This window comes from Streptomyces sp. NPDC053474 (genome assembly GCF_044544845.1).
Lineage (GTDB): Bacteria > Actinomycetota > Actinomycetes > Streptomycetales > Streptomycetaceae > Streptomyces.
This window is the reverse complement of the sequence record NZ_JBITXV010000022.1, coordinates 134,223-152,090: the sequence shown is the minus strand read 5'-3', so window position 1 is coordinate 152,090 and position 17,868 is coordinate 134,223. Positions and strand designations below refer to the sequence as shown.

Sequence of the window (17,868 nt, the reverse complement as noted above, 5' to 3'; positions counted from 1 at the left end):
GAGGCTTTCGATCAGCTCGGCGACATGGGGACCGGCCAGGCGCACATAGCGATGGCGGCCCTGGCGTTCCTCGGCGAGCAGGTTTCCCCGTACGACCAGATGCAGGTGCTCGGTCGCCGTGGAGGGCGCCACTCCCCCATGACGGGCCAGTTCCGTCGCCGTCCACGCCCGGCCGTCGAGCAGGGCCAGACAGAAACCCGCCCGCGTGCCATCGGCCAGAAGCCTCGCCACGGAGGCCAGATCGGGGCCGCTCCCCGGCGCTCGCTTCACGCTCATACCCCCATTGTCACCCGCGACGCTTCGGCAACCACCGAAACATCCGGCTCTTGGGGTCCTCGCCATGAACACAGCACCGCCCAAGGCCCCACCTGCGCGAACAGCCGCCACCCACGTGGAGATCACACCGAGCATCCTGTACTTCGGCACGCCAGTGGTACTCCTGTCGACGGAGAACCAGGACGGCTCGTTCAACCTGGCCCCGATCTCTTCCGCATGGGCCCTCGGGCAGACAGTCGTCATCGGCCTGGGCCGCGACGGGCAGACCGCGCTCAACCTCAGCAGCCGACCCGACCTGGTGATCAACCTGCCCTCCCCGTCCCAGTGGCCCGCGGTGGAGCGGCTCGCGCCACTGACCGGCCGGAACCCGGTGCCCTCGACCAAGCCCCAGGGCTGTCGCTACGAGCCGGAGAAGTTCGCCGCGGCCGACCTGACCGGCGAACCCTCCCTCCTGGTCCGGCCTCCTCGCGTCGCCGCGTGCCCGATCCAGCTGGAGGCCCGCGCCGCGCGTGTCCAGCCGGACGTCACGGGAGAGTTCGCCATCGTGGAGACGGTCGTGCACAAGGTCCACGCCGATCCCCGCATCGTCGTGCCGGGCACCGACCACATCGACCCCGCCGCCTGGAGCCCCCTGATCTACAACTTCCGCCACTACTTCGGACTCGGCCCGGAGCTCGGCCATTCCTACCGCACCCAGACGCCACGCGATTCCGACTGAGCCCCGGCGCGCGCGGCGGCCTCGCCTGCCCTCAGGATGACTCCACCTGTACCTCCACCACCGAAAGCCACCTGCCATCCTGCTGGACGCTCACGCGCAGGAGGGTGCCGTCGCCGGAGGCGGTGCCCGACCAGTGCGGCCGCGCTCCGCCCCGGTACGTCAGACCGCAGGCCTCCAGTTCCGCCTCGTAGGCCGAGCGCTCGCGTCCGGCCACCTCCCCGCTCGCGTAGGAGACGACGCGGTGGCTCGCGGAAGCCTCGCCATCGGCGGCGTCGGAGTAGTACGTGGCGGAGTACTGGACGTGCTCGGGGGTCTTCCGCTCGCGGAACGAGTCGGGGCACGTGCCGCTCTCCGCGATCCGCGGCAGTGGTGTGTCCTTCGTGTCCTCATCCTGGGCCTGCCAATGCCAGCGGCCGTCCCCGGGAACCTCGTCGGCGGACAGGATCCGCGGCATGCCTTCGACGACGATCGCCGGGGTGCTCGGGTGCGTCGCCGGGTGCGCCTCTCGGCCGTCGTCAGCCGTGCCCGTCCATACCAGTGCCCCTGCCGTGACCACCGTCGCGGCCACGGCCGCGCCCGCGACCCGGCGCCGGGCCCGCCGCCGTCCGCCCCGTGCGCGCACCTGCGCGGCAGTCGGCAGTCGTACCGCCACCTCGTCGAGGAATTCCTCGACCTTCGCGTCAGCCATGATTCGCCACCTCCTCGGTGATGGGTGCGCGACGAGCCGCGCCGGTGTCCTCGTCTGCGGTCAGGCGGGCGCCGAGCAGCTTGCGTGCCCGGCTCAGCCGGGTGCGCACCGCGCCGTTGGTCGTGCCTGTCTCGCGGGCTACCTGCTCCACGGGCAGGTCCAGGAGGTGGTGCAGAACCACCACCTGTCGTTGTCGGGGCGGGAGTTCCCGCAGTGCCGCCACCAGCACCACCCGATCCGCCGACAGTTCCGGTACGTCCGCCTGCGGGCCGTGCCGGAACTGGGCGCGCACCCGGTTCCGTGTCCTGCGCCAGGTGCTGATGGCGAGACGGGCAGCCACCGTCCGCACCCAGGGCAACGGGTCATCCCCCTCGCCTGTGAGCTTCCCCCACCGCTGCCATGCCCGTACGTACGCCTCTTGGACGGCGTCCTCCGCTTCAGCGAGGTCGCCCGTCATCGCGTAGACGACGGCGACGGTCCGCTTGGCCGTCGCGGCGTAGAACGCGTCGAACTCCTCCGCCCTCCGCGCGGCGTCGGGCCCCTCTCTGCGCTGTCCCATCGTCCCCCGATTCCCTCGCCCGGTGGTTGCTCTCTGCCTGGTACACGCCCGGGAGGGCGGCGATGTTACGTCGCCGTTCCGACCGCCGAAGCCCAGCGGACCCGAGCGATCAGCCCTGTATCGGGGCGAACGGTGCCGAGGACCGGCAGTGATGGACCGCCAGCATCCTGGAATCGCGACAGGGCGGGCCGCGGTAGCGCCATCACTCGTCGGCGTGCCGGTCAGACCAGTGCAGCTGGCCCTGTATACCGTCGAGCAGCGATAGGCGTTCCGCCACAGTCATAGAGCTGGTGCGTGGCATGGTGCGGCGTGCTCGCGAAGGAAGCTCAGAGGCTGACGAATCCGGGCTCGGACATAGCGCCTCTCCTTCAACTGCGGGTCAGCGTGCGGTCGGTGCAACGATGACACCACGGCTGCCAGGAGAGCGGAGCTCCGGTCTCCAAAGGGTCGGCGATAGGGGCACAGCTGAGCAGACGGTCGCAGGCGGGGCATCAGCCGATGAGGCCACGGAGCACTGGAACACTGACGCCACCTGCGGTGAGGCCGGTGAAGGCAGCTTCGGCGGCCGTGCCCCCGCCGACGAAGATGAGACCTCCCATGACCAGGCCGACGACGGCCGCTGTCAGGAGCACGAGGGCCGTGTGCACCGTCAGGAACGGACCGCGCTCGGGCCGGTTCGGCGGCGTGGGTGCGGGCGAAGAGCTCACGTACGTCTCCATGACTGGGTCGGGGTTGTGACGACCACTCCTATGTCGCGGCTCTCCGCGTACCCCACGGGCGTGTCGCGCCGAAGGGACTCCACACGAACCGGACCCAAAGAATCTTGGAAGTGCTCGTGGGGTACCCGCCCGCGTCGGACATACAAGGGACGACCTACGAGGGCGCCGCAGCGGCCGCCAAGACGGGCGCTTCCGGTCAGGGCGCGCCGGTGACGACCAGAGGGGGAGGCGATGCGAGATGACGGCCGGCCCGGTGACGGGCAGTCCGCCGGCACGCGTGCCCAGAACCTACAGCCTGCCGGTGAGCCCCGCGCGAAACAGCTCGGCGCTCCGGTCCCCGCGAGCACACTGCGCGAGGTGGGAGCCCCCCACAGGCGCGAGACGCGCCGGTTACAAGAGAACATCGACCGTCGGATGGCCGACCAGCAGATGGTCCTGCTGCTGGCCCAGGACGGCTTCACCGGTCGTCGTTACGAACGGTTCGAGGAGGAACTGGCCCGGTACGGAATCTCGGTGCTCCGCGCCTGGATGCACTCCGGGTTCCTGTTCCAGCTCCTCGCCACGCACGGCTTCGACCTCCGGCCTGATGAGCGCGAAATCGAAGAGCTCGCCCGGGACAGCGACGTGCGGGAGGAGTTGGCGACGATGACGGTGGCTCGCGCCCTGCCGCGGTTCCGCCAGCGGGCCCTGGTGGAGGGAGGGTGGAGCCACGAGGGCGGCGCCAGTATCGCCACGTACTTCATGGGCGCCTGCGCATACGAGTTTCCCAACGAATACCGCAGGCACCGCAGCCACCGAGAGAGGTGGCACCGCGCCGTGCGCCAGGCAGGGGCCACGGCCGAGAGGCCGACGGTCAACAACGTCGCCTCCGAGGTCCTGGGCAAGCTTCGGGTGCTGGACGACCTCACCAACATCTGCGACCCACGCATGCGGACAGCCGTCGCCCTGACACTCGACGACTACACGCAGGAAGAGATCAAGGAGATCCTGGGCGCGTCATCGGTCCGCGTCATCGAGGGACTGCTCTACCGGTGGAGGACGGCGGCGAAGCGGGAGGAGGGTGAGCACCATGGGTGACCAGGACGAGGCCGTCGACGCCCAGGACGAGGCCTTCGACGCTCTGTTGGAGCAGTCGTCCCTGGGGGTCGAGGGTGCCCGGCAGCTCAGTGAACGCACTCCGCTCTCCCTGGCCAGGGCAGTGCGCAGGATCGCACATCTGCGCCGCCACATCGCCCACCCGACCGCGGGGAAGGCCGCACGTCTCTCTTCCGTTCATGAACTGCAGCGTCTGTTGGAATCCCTCGGATACGCTGCGGACGTCGAGATCCCTGATGATCTGCGCGAGGCGGCTCGCCCCACGGCACTGGCCACAGCGAGCACGGAGACTGCCGACCCAAGCCGCGTAGAGCAAGCATCCGGGCACCCTGGAGAACCCTCCCGCCGCCAGACATCCGCAGGCCGTACGTCGGCCCCCAAGGCGCGCGAGCCCGCCTCTCACGGCACTCGTGAAGGTTCCGGCGAGAGCCCGGGACGCGGCGCCGTCGGCCTCCAGGAAACCAGGGGCTCCGACGTTTCCGTGACTGCCAGCGACAAGAGCACAGACACTGGCCCCGACTACACCGAGGGGCAAGGCACCGAAGCCCCCCGTCTCTGGCACGTCACCCTGACTGTCACCGGCCCCGCCAGGCCGCTGGCAGAGGTGCGCCGAGCCCTTGAGCAACTGGCCCAGGAGCACCCCTTCATACTGACCAGCCGTCACACGACCGACCACGCAGAGATCCGTTACTGGGAGGAGGCTCGTGACCTGCACGATGCGGCCGCCGTCGCTCTGCGGTTGTGGTACGAGCACCGGGATTCCGCGAGGCTGCCGCCATGGGAGGTCGACGGACTGGAGGTCATCGACCGTCAGACCTACCACCAGCGCATCGCGGACGCATCGGCCGACACCGGGTCCGGCGTCGACACACCACGAGGTGGACGCGGCCAAGCGATTGCGGATCACGGTCGCCCCTCAGGTGGTCCCGCATGACCGATTGCCGTGGTTTGCCAAGCTCGCTTCCGCGGGCGACGGACAGCGGGCCGCTCGGGGCTCCGGCTGGCCTGTGTGCGGTGTCAGGCACGGGTCGCCGAGCTCTGGGTCGGGCCAGCCGGATGTTCGCGGAACGGGCCTGCTGGCTGAGCCCTCAGCTCGGCTCTCGGCTGTGACGTCGTGACGCGTACCGTCGCCACGGTGTCCATGCGAGGCTCGCGCTCCCCAGTGCGACCGAGCCCGCCGCCAGCGCCCAGAAACCGAGATGAGAGGCAGCCGCGTCGGTCCAGTCCCAGGGGCTGCCGGTGAACCAGATGAGGGGGAAGGCCGAGGTCAGAGGGAGCAGCCAGGCAAGGCGGGGTCCGAAGAGGGCGGTGGACAGCTGTGCCACGCCGAACCAGGTGAGGAGCGAGCGCGCACGAAGATCAGCCCGGCTGCCGCGTCGACCGCCAGGGTCTCGGCTGTCAGGGAGAGGCAGGAGGCCATCAGGACCCCTCCGATGAGGAGTTGGACGCGTGCCCGGTGGAAGACGTACGAGCCGAGCTGCTCGTGGGCGGCCATGGGTCCCGACCACAGGGTGGCCAGGAAAACCGCCGACAGGAGAGGCAGATCCCGTCGGAACGGGATGCCGACCGTGCCGCCGCCGTCTTCGAGTGAGGGCACGGGAACCTGGGTGCCGCCGAGGACGGCGGACACGACGGTGACGGTGACGACTCCCCCCCAGCACGGGGACGCCCCGGTGAACCCTCGCCAGACTGAGCGCATGGGGGCTGGGCATCAGCCTTCGCATCCGGCCTTCTTCATCTGAGCGCGTTGCTCGGCGGCCCACGCCTCCTGTTCGGCCTCGGTGAGGGTGACGGCCTTGCCGGCCGCCCGCTGCTCCTGAGCGACTCCCACCATGTTCAGGCCCGCGTCGGCCGCCTTGGGGTCCGTGCCCATGGCCCGGTACTCCAGCCACAGATCGAGGCGGTCGGAGGCTTCCCAGGCCCGCCGGGCGTCACGCGGGGGCGTGCAGCCCAGGGAGTGCGTGGACACCTGAGCGGCCATGGAGATGGCGGCGGGGCGTACGTGCCCCTCGGCTATGTCGAAGCCGGGATCTCCCAGTCTCGTGGGGCGCAGGCCGAACTCGTAGAACGCGGCGGGCTGCTTGATCCAGCCTTGCGGAATCCAGGCGAGCCGGTCGGCCATGGCGGTCAGTTCAGGCAGGTACTTGCGGTGTTCCGGGCATACGCAGACCTGGGCGCCGCGGCCGCCGCCGCGGTCGCACAGGGGCTCCACCGCCGTGGCCGGACGCGTTACCCGTACGGGTCCCGACAAGGCGATGAGCGGCACGAGGGCGAAGGCCAGCAGCATGGATACGCCCATGAGCGCGCGGGCCCCGACCGGAGGGTACGCAGCCACTGTCCGGTACGTCTTGGGGACGCGGTTGAAGAAGATCGCGACGCAGGAGAGAGCGAGGGCCAGGAGGAGCCGCTGGGAGAGGACTGTGCCGTCGATCGTGTAGGTGGGCCCGCCGCTGAGCACGTAGAGGCCGTAGCCCTGGCCGACACCTACGTAGGCGACGAAACCGCCCAGGGCGCATACGGCTGGTGTGAAGGCGGCTGAGGGCCAGATACGTCCGACGAGGTGACCGAGGGCCGCGAAGGTGGTGAGGGAGGCGAAGCCCAGCAGCAGGTATGAGGGCCACAGGAATCCAGGGCCTGCGTCTTCGAGTGAGACGGCCGCGGCGGTGAGACAACCGACGCCGTACGCGGCGCAGCCCAGGGTGAGAGTCGCAGCGAAGCGCGCGGCCTCCGCGTGCCAGGCGGGCCGTGCGGACGCCAGGACGAGCTCAGGCATGCCGGATCGGGAGCCGCGTCCTGCCTGCCACGCGGAGACGGCCGCGAGAGCCGGGCCCAGGAAGAGGGTCACCACTTGCGCGGCCGCACTGGCTTCGGGCCACACGCCGATCCAGTACCGGGACCGGCCGAACAGGACGAGAAGGTCGATGACGACAAGAAGCGGGAGAGCCAGAAGCAGTGGAGAGCGCCGCAGTTCGATGGCGAAGATCCTCAGCACGCGGTCACCCGCTGACCGAGTGACCGTTGAGGACCGTCATGTGTCCGCGTTCCAGCGCGCTGTCGCCCGGCGCGCTCGCGGACGCGGCCAGGGCCAGGTCCCGAGGCGTACCGCCGTGGATGACCTGCCCGCCCCGGAGGACGAGCACGCTGTCGCACGCGGCACCGATGTCTTCGACCAGGTGGGTGCTGAGGAGCACCGCGGAGCCGTCACGCGCCAGGGACCGGATCAGCTCACGAAAGTCGAGTCGCTGTCCCGGGTCCAGGCCCACGGTGGGCTCGTCGAGCAGCACGAGCGACGGTTTCCCGACGATGGCGGCGGCGATGCCTGCGCGGCGCAGCATGCCGCCGGACAGGGACTTCATCTTGTCGCCCTGCCGGTCGCTCAGTGCTACGGCGGCGATGGACTCACCGACCGCCGCGTGGGCCTCGCGCCTGGGTACCTCGCGCAGCCACGCGCAGTACTGGACGAAGTCGCGCACGGAGAAGTTCGGGTAGTAGCCGAAGTCCTGCGGGAGGTAGCCGATCCGACGCCGTGCCCGGCGCGCGTCGCGCTCACCTCGAAGGGGCTTGCCGAAGAGCTCCAGGGTGCCCGACTGGGGAGCGGCGATCGTGTTGAGGGTGCGCAGCAGAGTGGTCTTGCCCGCGCCGTTGGGCCCCGGAAGCCCGGTGACTCCCGTGGAGATCGTCAGGTCCAGACGGTCAATGATCCGCTGGGCTCCGTACCCCTGGGTCAGGGACGTCAGGCGCGCGACTGTGGTGGAGGGCATCTCTCTCCCGAAAACGTGGGGTAGAGCCGAGATTGGCCCTCCCTGTGCCCGTGCGCATCATCCGGGTCTTCACGTTCCCCCCAACCTCGTGTGGTTTCCGTGCTCGAAGGGCGCAAAGCACCATAGTCGATGGTCGGCGCGACCACGGGTAACTCCGTTGCCCCTCAGAGATGTTGGCCGGATGCTTGCTGCGGCGAAGGGCATGCGGGCCGCTGGCCGCAGATCGCCAGGGCGCGGTGGGTCAGTTCCGGCGCCGATGGACGATCGCGCGGCCCCTCCTCCGATGGTCCCGCGTGACCAGCAGCTCGTCCCTCAACACGTGCCGCGGAAGGGGAGCGTCGGCAGATACGCCCGCCACTGCGCCCGCGTGAGCCCTCCCTGGGCCCGGCGGCAGGCCGTGGCCGCCGCCCGGTCGGGCGCGAGTGGCACCTCTCGGGCGGGGGTGCGCGGTGTCGCGATCCGCAGGACGCCGTCGGCGAAGCCGAGTGCGAGGACGGGGCCGTCGGCGGCGGGGTACGCGGCGCCGGTCAGGCGCGGGGTGCCGGTCTCCCAGACGCGGACGGTGCCGTCCTCGCGGCCCATGGCGAGCAGGCGGCTGTCCGGTGAGAAGGCGAGCGGCATGGAGTCGCTCTCGGACGAGGTGGGGGACTTGGCGGCGAGCGCGCCGAGGCGGCGGGTGCCGCGCGCGTTCCACAGCGTGAGCCCGGCGTTGGCGTCGAGTACGGCGAGGTAGCGGCCGTCCGGGCTGAAGGCCGCGTTCTCCAGCGTCCCTTCCCCGCGCAGGACCCGTGTCGCGTGTCCGGTCGTGACGTTGGTCAGCTTGCCGTTCGAGGAGAGGACGAGAAGTCCGTCGTCGGAGATCCTGCTCCATTGGCCGCCCGTGGGCCGACGCAGCGCGCGGGAGGTGGCGCGCGGACCGACCTTCCAGACGTCGAGGTGCCAGGCGTCGTTGTCCCGGATCTCGGCGGGTGAGCCGGAGGTGACGGCTGGCGTGCCGTCCCCGGGCACGGTGAGGCTTTCCACTATCGACGGCACGAAGCTGTCGGCGAGTTGCCGGTGTGTGCCAACGCTCCAGCGGAGAACCCGTGTCCCGAGGGGCTCCCCGCGCGCGTCCTCGCCGGGGGCCGCGGCCACGAGGGTCTTGCCGCTCGGGGAGAACCGGAGGAGCGGCCCGGGGCAGTCCGTGCAGATCCGCCCCGGCAGCCGGGCCCGTACGCGCCCCTCGCGGGCATCGCGCAGCTCGACCGTCTGCCCCGAGGGGCCGTGCCGAGCGACCGCCAGGGTGTGGCCGTCCGGGCTGAACGCCGCCTGAGTGAGGGGCCGTTCACCGCTAAGGCCCTTGCTCCCGAGTGCGTCCCGTACGTCGATGACGCGCACCACCGCGTCGTCGGTCTGGTACCTGATCACCCCGTCCGCCCGGTCGAGGCGGGGCACGCCGTACACGTCCTCAGCCGGGGCGTACCGCATCACCGGCCCGCTCGGGCTCGCCGTACGCCACAGCGCCAGGACGCCGGGACCGCTGGTCACGGCGAGGCCGCTGTCCCCGCCGTAGTCCACCGCCTGCTCGACGACATCCGGCACGTCCAGGCGCGGGCGCTCCCGCGCGGAATCCACCTCCCACGTCCGTACTCCGTCCTTCGCGGCGAAGGAGAGCGCGCGGCCGTCCGGGGTGAACGTCCAGCTCCCCGCCGCACAGGCCAGCCGCTGTACGGCGCCCGGCCACGGCACGTGCCGCGCCCGGCCCCCGTCGATCGGCCAAAGGGTCAGGTGCCGACCGTCCCGCCCGCAGGTGAGGAGGCGTCGGCCGTCGGGGCTGAGCAGGGGAAACGGGTTGGCGCTCCTGATGTCCCCCGTGAGGCGGGCGAGCCGCTTGTGCCGCCGTACGTCCCACACCTGGACGACCATTCGGCCGCGTTCCCGGACTCGGATGACGAACAGCCGTCCATGGGCTGCGAATTCGCCCTCCACGTCGGCCATGCGGGTTGGCCCGAAGGGCGGGGTGACGGTGCGCCCTGCCCGCACGTCCCGGACGACGTACCCCCGTTCCGCATGGAGGGCGATGAGGCGCCCGTCCGGGCTGGCGGCCGCGTACCGCCGGAAGACGCCCGGGTACGCGTCCGTCCCGAGGCGCCGTCCGCCTCGCGCGTCCCACCAGGTCACCTCGTCGCGGTCGACGACGGTCAGCACGCGGCCGTCCTCGCTCAGGAAGGCGGGCGCGTTCGGGGCGTCTCCCGCCTCGAACCCCGCCACTGTCACGGCCTCCCGCTGTGCCCCCGCTGTCCGTACCGCCTCGCGGGTCTCCGGCAGGTCGGCGATCCGCCAGGCCGCGACGCCCAGGCGCATGGCGGTACGGGGGTCGGACACGCGCAGCGTCTGGGCGATGCCCGCGATGCGGCGGGCCTGGGCCTCGGCGGCGCGGCGGTCGCTGACGCGGTTCTGCTGCCAGGCGAGGGCGCCCGCCACCGTGGCCAGGCACACCAGGACCGCGAGCGCCGTCAGGAGCGCGCGACCACGGCGCGCGGCGCGCGCCTTCGCGCGCACGCCGTGGTCGTGGGCGGCGACGGACGCCGCGAGGAACTCGCCCTCAAGGGCGCTGAGTTCCACGGGGTCGGTGAGGGCCTCGCGGGCCGTGGACAGGCGGGTGCCCCGGTATAGCGCGCCGGGGTCGCGGTCCAGGTCACGCCAGCTCAGCGCCGCCTCGGTCAGCGCGCGGTGCAGCCGAAGGCGCTCCCGGTCCGCCTCGACCCAGTGGCGCAGCCGGGGCCACGCGCTGATCAGCGCCTCGTGGGCGAGGTCGACGCGCGTGCCGTCGACGGTCAGAAGGCGCGCGGCGACGAGGCGTTCCAGTACGGCGTCGCACTGGTCGCCGAGTTCGGCGCGCTCGACGGTACGCCGCGTGTCCTGCGTGCCGTCGCCGGGCGCGACCATGCGCAGCAGCAGCGACCGCGCGAGGGCCGCCTCCGCCTCCGTGAAGCGCCCGAACACGTCCTCGGCGGTGTGCGCGACGGCGCCCTGGACCCCGCCGATCGCCTCGTACGCCGCCAGGGTGAGCGTCTTGCCGCTGCGCCGCCGCCAGACCTCGCGCAACGCGTGCGCCATGAGCGGGAGGCCGCCGGGCTCGTCACCGGTGTCGGCCACGATCCGCGCGGTCAGCGCCCTCTCGACGACGAGCCGTTCGGCTGCCGCGGGCCGTACGATCGCCTCGCGCAGCCGGTGCGGCGGCAGCGGCCCGACGAGCAGCGTCGCGTCCCGCAGCGCGTCGGCCAGCGGGCCGTGCTCGGCCAGACGCCCGTAGAAGTCGGCGCGTACGGCGATGACGACGCGCAGTCGGCTGCCGGGGTCGCGGGCCGCGAGGACCCGCCCGATGAACCGCTCCCGCTCGTCCGTGTCGTGACAGAGCGAGTAGACCTCCTCGAATTGGTCGACGACGAGGAAGGTGTCACCGGCCTCACCGGCCACCTCACCGGCCTCACCAGCCACCTCACCGCCCTCATCACCCGCCTCGAACCGGGCGCTGTGCGTACGAGCGGGCCGTTCGCCCGGCGTGAGGACGCGGATCGCGGCGACGCGGGGGCCTCCGTCCCAGGAGGCACCCTCCTGTAGGGCCGGGATCAGGCCCGCCCGCAGCAGCGACGACTTGCCGCTGCCGGACGCGCCGACGACCGCCGTGAGACGGCGGCGCCCGGTCAGGGCCAGGAGCTCGGCGACGAGGTCGTCGCGGCCGTGGAAGCGGTCGCGGTCTTCGGGGTCGAAGCGGGCGAGGCCGGGGTAGGGCGACCCGCCGTCGTCCGGGGCGGGTGCGGCGGCGAGGGTCTCGTGCCACCGCGCCTCCCACACCGCCCGGTCGCCGCCGCACGCCTCCACGTACGCGAGCAGCACCGGCAGCGAGGGCAGCCGGTCGCCCGAGGCGGCGGCGGACAGGGTGGGCGCCGAGTACGCGGTGCGCTCGGCGAGGGTCCGGTAGGTGGGGCTGCCCGCTTCGGCGCGCAGCTTGCGGAGGTCGTACGCGAAACGCTGGACGGGCCCCGCCGTGGGCTCCAGTGGCTTCTCCCGACGCCCCATCGATCTCCCTCCCCGCGCCCTGCCCCGCAGGCCGACCGAAGCGACGCTAGCAATTGATAAGCGGCCCGTGACAGGGCTGCCTATCAACCGGCACGCGGCTGAACTCGGGTTTCTCCTCACCTCCTTCGCGCTTTGGGAGCCCGCCATCACCGCCGTCGACACCTCGCCGCGCCCTCCCCGCCTCCTACGGAGTCACACGGTCCCGCGCCCTCGGCGGAGACCGCCGTGGGCCGTCGCCGCGCCCGGCGCCCTGCTGTCCCTGGCCCTCGGCCTGTGGGGCGTGCGACGCGAGGGCACCCTGTGGCGGGACGAGGCCGTCACCTACGACATGGCCCGGCGCGGCCTGCCCGACCTGTGGCACACGCTGGGGAGCGCGGACGCCGTCCACGGGCTCTACTACCTCCTCATGCGAGGCCTCTTCGCCCTGTGCGGAGAGGCCGATCCGCTCCTGGTGCTCCGGCTGCCGTCCGTGGCCGCGACGGCCCTTGCCGCCGCCGGGGTGGCGTGCCTCGGCCGACGCCTCGCAGGACCGCGTGCGGGGCTCCTGACCGGGATGGCCTTCGCGCCGCTGCCCCTGGTGCAGTGGCACGCGCAGGAAGGACGGTCGTACGCGATGGTCCTGGCGGTGGTCGTCTGGGCCACGTACGCGCTGATACGTGCGGCCGGGACGCGCCGTCCACGCCGATGGGCCCTGTACGGGGCGCTGATGCTGCTGGCCTGTCTGCTACACGAGTTCGCGGCCCTTGCCCTGGCAGCACACGCCGTGGCGCTGCCCCGCACGGCCCGGCGCCCCTGGTCCGTGGCCGCCCTGGCGGTCGTCCTCGGGCTCGCCCCCTTGGCACTGCTCAGCCACCGACAGGCGGCACAGGTGGACTGGATCGGCAGCCCCGGCTGGTCCGTGATACTGCCGATGCTCGGCCTGTGGGTGCTCGCGCTGCTCGCGGCGGCGGTCGTGAGGGGGCGGCCGCACCGCGTGCCCACGCCGCACGCCCCCGTCTCACTGCCGGTCCTCGGCCTCGCGCTGCTCATCCTGCCCCCGCTCGCCCTGTGGCTCACCTCCCTGGTCAAGCCGCTCTACGTAGACCGGTACGTGCTGTACGGACAAGCCGGTCTCGCCCTCCTCCTCGGCGCGGCCCTCGACCGCCTCACGCGCGGCACGCGACGGCGCGCCCTCGGGACGGTGGCGGTGGCGCTCGCCGCCGCCACGGCGCTGGTTCCGGTCTCACTCGACCAGCGGACCCCGGCCAGCCGGGTCGACGACACCACGGCGGCCGCACGAGCCCTGCGCGCCATCGGGACACCCGGCGACGCCGTGCTCTACCTGCCGCTGCGCCGCCGCGTGTGGTCACTGCCCTACCCGTGGGCCGCGCACGGGCTGCGCGACATCGCCCTCGACCGGCGCCCGGCCGCCTCGCACACCCTGTACGGCACCGAGGTCGCCCCCGGCGTCCTACGCGCCCGTCTGCTCACTGAGAGCCGCGTCGTCGTGGTCACCGATCCCGCCGGACAGCCCGTCGACGCGGTACCGGGCGAGATCGTCAAGCGGCACGTGCTGGCACGGTACTTCGAGCCGTGCGCGACCCGCCGCGTCCACGGGGCCCGCATCGTTCTCTACGCCCACCCGGGGCTCTGCTGACCGCCGGGGTCAGGTCGATGGGGAGGCGCGCCCCCGCGCGCATCGAGTACGGCGTACCGGAGTTGGCGCTTCCAGGGCAGGGTCGCCGAGCGGGCGTCCACCGGGCTGGTACATCCTTTGATCCGCACACCTATACCGACCGGAAGGACCGTTCCGTGGCCCACCCCGCACGACGCCGCCACCTCGCGCCGCTGCTCGCGCTCGGCGTGACGGCGGCGCTCGTTCCCCAGTTAGCCCTCCAGTCGGCCTCGGCCGCGCCTGCCGCGGGCCCCGCCGCCCACCAACTCGCCCCGTTCACCGGGCAGAAGCTTTCCTGGAAGCCCTGTGCGGCAGACCTGCCCGCCACGCTCCAGTGCACCACGCTGAAGGTGCCACTCGACTATCACAGACCCGGCGGCGAACGCATCGAGATCGCGATATCCCGGGCGAAGACGAGCGTACCGGGTAAGCGGCGAGGCATCATGACCTTCAACCCCGGAGGCCCTGGAGGGCCCGGGCTCGACTTCCCGGACATGGCCGCCAAGGAACTGCCCAAGCGGGTCACCGAGCGCTACGACCTGATCGGCTTCGACCCCCGCGGAGTCGGCGAGAGCACGCCCGTCACCTGCGGACTCGGCGGCACCGACCTCACCTTCCCCCGCCCCAACCGGAGCCGACAGGAATTCGACGCGAACACGGCCTGGTCCAAGAACGTGGCCCGCGCGTGCCGGGAGCGGGCAGGCGGTCTGCTGCCGCACCTCACCACCCGCAACACCGCACGGGACATGGACGTGATGCGCGCGGCCCTGGGCGAGAAGAAGCTCAGCTACTACGGCCTCTCGTACGGCAGCGCTCTCGGCGCCACCTACATGCAGCTGTTCCCCCGGCGCGCCGACCGGTTCGTCGTCGACAGCGCCATCGACTCACGTCGGATGTGGCGCGGCATGTACCGCATCTGGGCTCCGTCGTCGGAGCGGGCGTTCGCGCGGTGGGCGAAGTGGACCGCCGAGCGCGCTTCTGTGTACCACCTGGGTGAGTCACCGAAGCAGGTCCGTGCCACCTTCTGGAGCCTGGTGAAGCACGCGGAGCGGGAGCGGATCGAGCTGGACGGGGTGGCGTACGACGGCGCCGGGATACGCGGCCTGATGCGAGCGAAGTTCGTGAAGGTACGCCAGAGCGCCGAGTTGGTGGTCAAGCTGAAGAAGGCCGCCTCGGGGCAGTCGGTCCCGCCCAGCCCCGCCACACACCCAACGGCACCTCCGAGTGACAATACGGCCGTGAGCCGGTGGGCCGTGGTGTGCGCGGACGGCGCCGACTGGCCGCGCGACGCCGAGACGTACCGCCGGGACGTGGTCCGTGACTCGATCCGCTATCCGCTGTACGGGGACTTCGTCTCCGGCATCACCCCCTGTGCGTACTGGCCCAAGGCCGCGGAAACCGCCGGGCCGGTCAACAACCGCGTCCCCGCGCTGATCGTGCAGAACGAGTGGGACCCGCAGACCCCCTTGGACTCCGCACTCAGCCTGCACCGCGACCTGAAGGGCTCGCGCCTCGTCACGGTTCGCGGGGGCGAAGGACACAGCGTCCGGTTCTACACCGACACCCGCAACGCCTGCGCGGATCACCACGTCGACGCGTACCTGACTACCGGGAAGCTCCCCCGCGCTGACGTCACCTGCCGGGCCACGCCCGACGCCCGCAAGCCGTCGTCCGCGCCGCCGCCCTTTGGTCTGGGAGCCTGACCGGCGGCTGGCTCGGGCGTGCGGGTGCCTCCGCACCTGATCCAAGGGGAGCCGACGTGTTGCGGCTAGCGCGGCCTGGACGTACGGATATCGGTGATGCCTGGCTGACCGGTCAGCACGTGCAGGGCGTACTGCGGGTCACGCTGGCCGCTCAGGCAGGCCAGATCGTGGCGGTGGTCAGCAGAGCACGGCGGTCACCGCATCCCGTGGTGGGAGACCCGGTTCAGCCCAGCGCTGCGCGGCAAGCGGCTCCAGCAGGGTGACCAGGTCGGCGCGGTGGGCGGAGATGGCGATCGAGCCGGGCTGGTGAACAGCCAGACACTGTGCGAGCACCGCCTCTCGCAGGGCGTCGGCGGTCAGCGCAATCGCGTACGCCTTACTGCCGCCCAGCGATGTGCCCGGTACCAGAGCGGTGACCACGCGGGTGAGTTCGTCAGCCACCGTGTCATCGCCGGGGCCCGGCCGGAGCGGATGGATGACCAACACCCGGCGCTCGTCCCCGAGATCGGTGACCACAAGGGCGCGGCTGCCCACGGCGGCCTCACAGCGGCGTGTCATCAGGCAGTACACGAACAGGGCGGCGAAGTTGGGTACTCCGGTGAGCGAATTCAGCACGCGCACGCAGGGCTGTGCGGCACAGCCGACGGTGGGTCACCTCTGTCATCCCGGCACTATGCGTGCGGCTTCCGTCGCTTGACACCCCCCCCCACTCTGCACTGTGCGAGGCCCCGTCTGTGCCTGTCGTACTCCAGAGAGGCGTAGGAAGCTCTTTCAGACGCCTACGCCGAGGAGCGAGGCTTTCCATCGTGGGCGAACCACGGTCCGCTCCCCCGGCCTTGCAGATCGCATGGGCCGACGACTTCAGCGTTACCGCAGGTCAGCCGGTCTGACCGCTCAAGAAGTGGGAAGGCGATTGCGGGTGGCCCGGCTCCCGGCACATCGCGCTCTTTCGCACGCCCCACCACAGTGCCGCGGGCCCGCCGCGGTCTGACAGGCCCTGGATCACGATGCCGCGGCGGTCAAGCTACAGATCCGGCGTGTGGCATGCACACAGCCGACGTGCGGTCGGCGTGTCGGCGGTGCGATACAGCGGACCACGACTGCCGTACGTGCCGCTCGGGCTCTACCGGGACGCTCGGTCAGCGATACCCGGCCATAGGCAGCAGTGCGCGGCCGACGTCGGCCAGGAAGCGTGGTGATCGCAGGGCGGAGGGATGCGTCTTCATGTTCACCACGTCGAGCAGTACTTCGTTGACCCGGTGGTCGGCTATGGAGGCTCGGTTGATCCAGTTGAAGAGCCTCCTGGTGATCGGATAGCCGGGCGGGTAGGGCCCGGTCACATGCGGAAGGGCAAGGTCCGAGAGGGTCGACAGGTCCCAGGCCGCGTCCACGAAGACCGCGAGGTGCTCGAAGTACGCCCACGCGGGGTCTCGCAGGTCGTGACCTCGGCGTAAGTGGGCCGCCAGGCACGAGGCGTGCAGCACGGCTGAGGTCATTCCCTGTCCGTAGACGGGGTTGTAGGAAGCCACCGCGTCACCGACGGCGAACAGCCCACCGGGCAGGGCTTTCAGCTTGGCGAATCGGCGGCGCTGGGAGTGCGCCATGCTGTAGGTCGTGACGTCGGTGAGCATGTCGCAACGTTCCGCGATCACTCGGAAGGGGCGCGGCCCGATGCGCCGCATACGCTCACGGAACTCGTCGGGGTCGCGCGTCGGCTTTCTGTCGCCGAATCCGGCGATCAGCACCATCCACTGGTTGTTCTCCACGGCCGCGAGGGCACCGGTGTCCCCCAGTTCCGCGAGCGAGGCCGCCGTGTCCGGGACAGCGTGCACGATCTTCAGGTCTCTCAGGTCGCCCCCTCTGCGGAACTGAGCTGTGGCATAGCCCAGGTCGATCCGCATCCGCTCCAGCGGAGGGGCCTCCCAGCCGTGCTGCTCCAGCCACGTCGGCAAGCGGCTGGAGCGGCCCATCGCGTCGACGACGGCATCGGCCTGAAGCCCTCGGACGACCCCGCTGTCCGGCTCCCCATAGCGGACTCCGGAGACCCGAGGACCGGCGAAGTCCAGCCCACAGGCCTTGCCCCGCACCACGGTCACGTGCTTGTCGGCGGATACGCGCCGACGTATGTGGGACTCTAGTAATTCCCTTGTCACGCCGACCAGTTCATTGCCCGGTACCCCGGACTTGCGCGCCCCCGCTGTGTACATCTCGATCTCATCGCCCGCTCCCAGTGACGCGCCGTCAGCCACCAGGTCCCGGGTGAGATGGGGAAACATACGGTCCAGCTGAGTTCGCCCCCTATCGAGCAGTGCGTGAAGCTGCTGGCGCTGTGGAACGCCGGGGCGCAGGCCGCCGGAGAGGCCATCCGGCTCCACGATCGTCACGCGGACGCCCGCTTGACTCAAAACGCGCGCCGCCGTGAGTCCGGCGATGCTTCCCCCCAGAACCACCACATGCCGCATGTTCCCCCCTCTGCAGTCGCCAGTTCATCCCGGAGTACGCAGGTGAAGCGGCACTCCGGCACATCCTGAAGCTCACGACCAGCGTCTGTCCGCTGTCACTCCCCCACCCGCGGACCTCATCGGTCCCACCCGCAAGCTCCAGGCCCCACCAGGACAGCACGATCGCCACTG

General features: G+C 71.4%; 15 protein-coding genes. 5 read left to right on the top strand and 10 right to left on the bottom strand.

The features are described from left to right. Positions 1-276 (bottom strand): ArsR/SmtB family transcription factor (locus ACIG3E_RS37250; protein WP_399624857.1); only part of this gene is annotated, 276 nt, incomplete at its 3' end. Positions 277-340: 64 nt separating this feature from the next. Here ACIG3E_RS37250 and ACIG3E_RS37245 point away from each other — a divergent pair. Continuing rightward, positions 341-994: a flavin reductase family protein gene (locus ACIG3E_RS37245; protein ID WP_399624855.1), complete on the top strand. Its 654-nt coding sequence runs from the start codon at positions 341-343 to the stop codon at positions 992-994. 31 nt (positions 995-1,025) lie between these two features. On the opposite strand, the gene ACIG3E_RS37240 is transcribed toward ACIG3E_RS37245, so the two are convergent. From ACIG3E_RS37240 to ACIG3E_RS37230, 3 genes are all read right to left on the bottom strand, one after another. Continuing rightward, positions 1,026-1,682, bottom strand: coding sequence for a hypothetical protein (locus tag ACIG3E_RS37240; protein WP_399624853.1), 657 nt, complete (start codon positions 1,680-1,682; stop codon positions 1,026-1,028). Next, positions 1,675-2,241 (bottom strand): SigE family RNA polymerase sigma factor, encoded by a 567-nt coding sequence (locus ACIG3E_RS37235; protein WP_399624851.1) that lies wholly within the window; start codon positions 2,239-2,241, stop codon positions 1,675-1,677. The genes ACIG3E_RS37240 and ACIG3E_RS37235 overlap by 8 nt, the downstream gene beginning before the upstream one ends. Before the next feature lie 491 nt (positions 2,242-2,732). Then, positions 2,733-2,948, bottom strand: a complete 216-nt coding sequence (locus ACIG3E_RS37230; protein ID WP_399624849.1) for a hypothetical protein — start codon at positions 2,946-2,948, stop codon at positions 2,733-2,735. A gap of 426 nt (positions 2,949-3,374) precedes the next feature. On the opposite strand from ACIG3E_RS37230, the gene ACIG3E_RS37225 reads away from it, so the two are divergent. Both ACIG3E_RS37225 and ACIG3E_RS37220 read left to right on the top strand, forming a co-directional pair. Beyond that, entirely contained in the window at positions 3,375-4,037 is a 663-nt protein-coding gene (locus ACIG3E_RS37225) for a hypothetical protein (protein ID WP_399624846.1), read from the top strand. Positions 4,038-4,323: 286 nt separating this feature from the next. Continuing rightward, positions 4,324-4,989 (top strand): hypothetical protein, encoded by a 666-nt coding sequence (locus ACIG3E_RS37220; RefSeq protein ID WP_399624865.1) that lies wholly within the window; start codon positions 4,324-4,326, stop codon positions 4,987-4,989. 333 nt (positions 4,990-5,322) lie between these two features. Here the strand turns inward: ACIG3E_RS37220 and ACIG3E_RS37215 are convergent, their stop codons facing one another. The 4 genes from ACIG3E_RS37215 to ACIG3E_RS37200 all read right to left on the bottom strand — a co-directional run bounded on the left by ACIG3E_RS37215 (position 5,323) and on the right by ACIG3E_RS37200 (position 11,878). Further along, positions 5,323-5,685 carry a hypothetical protein gene (locus ACIG3E_RS37215; RefSeq protein WP_399624843.1) on the bottom strand — a complete coding sequence of 121 codons (363 nt, stop codon included), beginning with the start codon at positions 5,683-5,685 and terminating at the stop codon, positions 5,323-5,325. An 81-nt stretch (positions 5,686-5,766) separates the two neighbouring features. Further along, positions 5,767-7,047 carry an ABC transporter permease gene (locus ACIG3E_RS37210; protein ID WP_399624841.1) on the bottom strand — a complete coding sequence of 427 codons (1,281 nt, stop codon included), beginning with the start codon at positions 7,045-7,047 and terminating at the stop codon, positions 5,767-5,769. Between the two features lie 4 nt (positions 7,048-7,051). Continuing rightward, a complete protein-coding gene (locus tag ACIG3E_RS37205) occupies positions 7,052-7,816 on the bottom strand; it encodes an ATP-binding cassette domain-containing protein (protein ID WP_399624839.1) in 765 nt (254 codons plus the stop codon). 312 nt (positions 7,817-8,128) lie between these two features. Beyond that, positions 8,129-11,878 carry a hypothetical protein gene (locus tag ACIG3E_RS37200; RefSeq protein WP_399624837.1) on the bottom strand — a complete coding sequence of 1,250 codons (3,750 nt, stop codon included), beginning with the start codon at positions 11,876-11,878 and terminating at the stop codon, positions 8,129-8,131. Positions 11,879-11,945: 67 nt separating this feature from the next. Here ACIG3E_RS37200 and ACIG3E_RS37195 point away from each other — a divergent pair, with 67 nt between their 5' ends. Beyond that, entirely contained in the window at positions 11,946-13,514 is a 1,569-nt protein-coding gene (locus tag ACIG3E_RS37195) for a glycosyltransferase family 39 protein (RefSeq protein WP_399624835.1), read from the top strand. A gap of 155 nt (positions 13,515-13,669) precedes the next feature. Then, positions 13,670-15,235: an alpha/beta hydrolase gene (locus ACIG3E_RS37190; RefSeq protein ID WP_399624833.1), complete on the top strand. Its 1,566-nt coding sequence runs from the start codon at positions 13,670-13,672 to the stop codon at positions 15,233-15,235. A 177-nt stretch (positions 15,236-15,412) separates the two neighbouring features. On the opposite strand, the gene ACIG3E_RS37185 is transcribed toward ACIG3E_RS37190, so the two are convergent. Both ACIG3E_RS37185 and ACIG3E_RS37180 read right to left on the bottom strand, forming a co-directional pair. Beyond that, positions 15,413-15,856 (bottom strand): hypothetical protein, encoded by a 444-nt coding sequence (locus ACIG3E_RS37185; protein ID WP_399624830.1) that lies wholly within the window; start codon positions 15,854-15,856, stop codon positions 15,413-15,415. 518 nt (positions 15,857-16,374) lie between these two features. After that, positions 16,375-17,697, bottom strand: a complete 1,323-nt coding sequence (locus tag ACIG3E_RS37180) for an FAD-dependent oxidoreductase (protein ID WP_399624828.1) — start codon at positions 17,695-17,697, stop codon at positions 16,375-16,377. Between the last annotated feature and the right edge of the window lie 171 nt (positions 17,698-17,868).

Coding starts and splice junctions, on each gene's coding strand:
- ACIG3E_RS37245 (WP_399624855.1), top strand. CDS start 341: ATGAACACAGCACCGCCCAAGGCCCCACCTGCGCGAACAGCCGCCACC.
- ACIG3E_RS37240 (WP_399624853.1), bottom strand. CDS start 1,682: ATGGCTGACGCGAAGGTCGAGGAATTCCTCGACGAGGTGGCGGTACGA.
- ACIG3E_RS37235 (WP_399624851.1), bottom strand. CDS start 2,241: ATGGGACAGCGCAGAGAGGGGCCCGACGCCGCGCGGAGGGCGGAGGAG.
- ACIG3E_RS37225 (WP_399624846.1), top strand. CDS start 3,375: ATGGCCGACCAGCAGATGGTCCTGCTGCTGGCCCAGGACGGCTTCACC.
- ACIG3E_RS37205 (WP_399624839.1), bottom strand. CDS start 7,816: ATGCCCTCCACCACAGTCGCGCGCCTGACGTCCCTGACCCAGGGGTAC.
- ACIG3E_RS37200 (WP_399624837.1), bottom strand. CDS start 11,878: ATGGGGCGTCGGGAGAAGCCACTGGAGCCCACGGCGGGGCCCGTCCAG.
- ACIG3E_RS37180 (WP_399624828.1), bottom strand. CDS start 17,697: ATGCGGCATGTGGTGGTTCTGGGGGGAAGCATCGCCGGACTCACGGCG.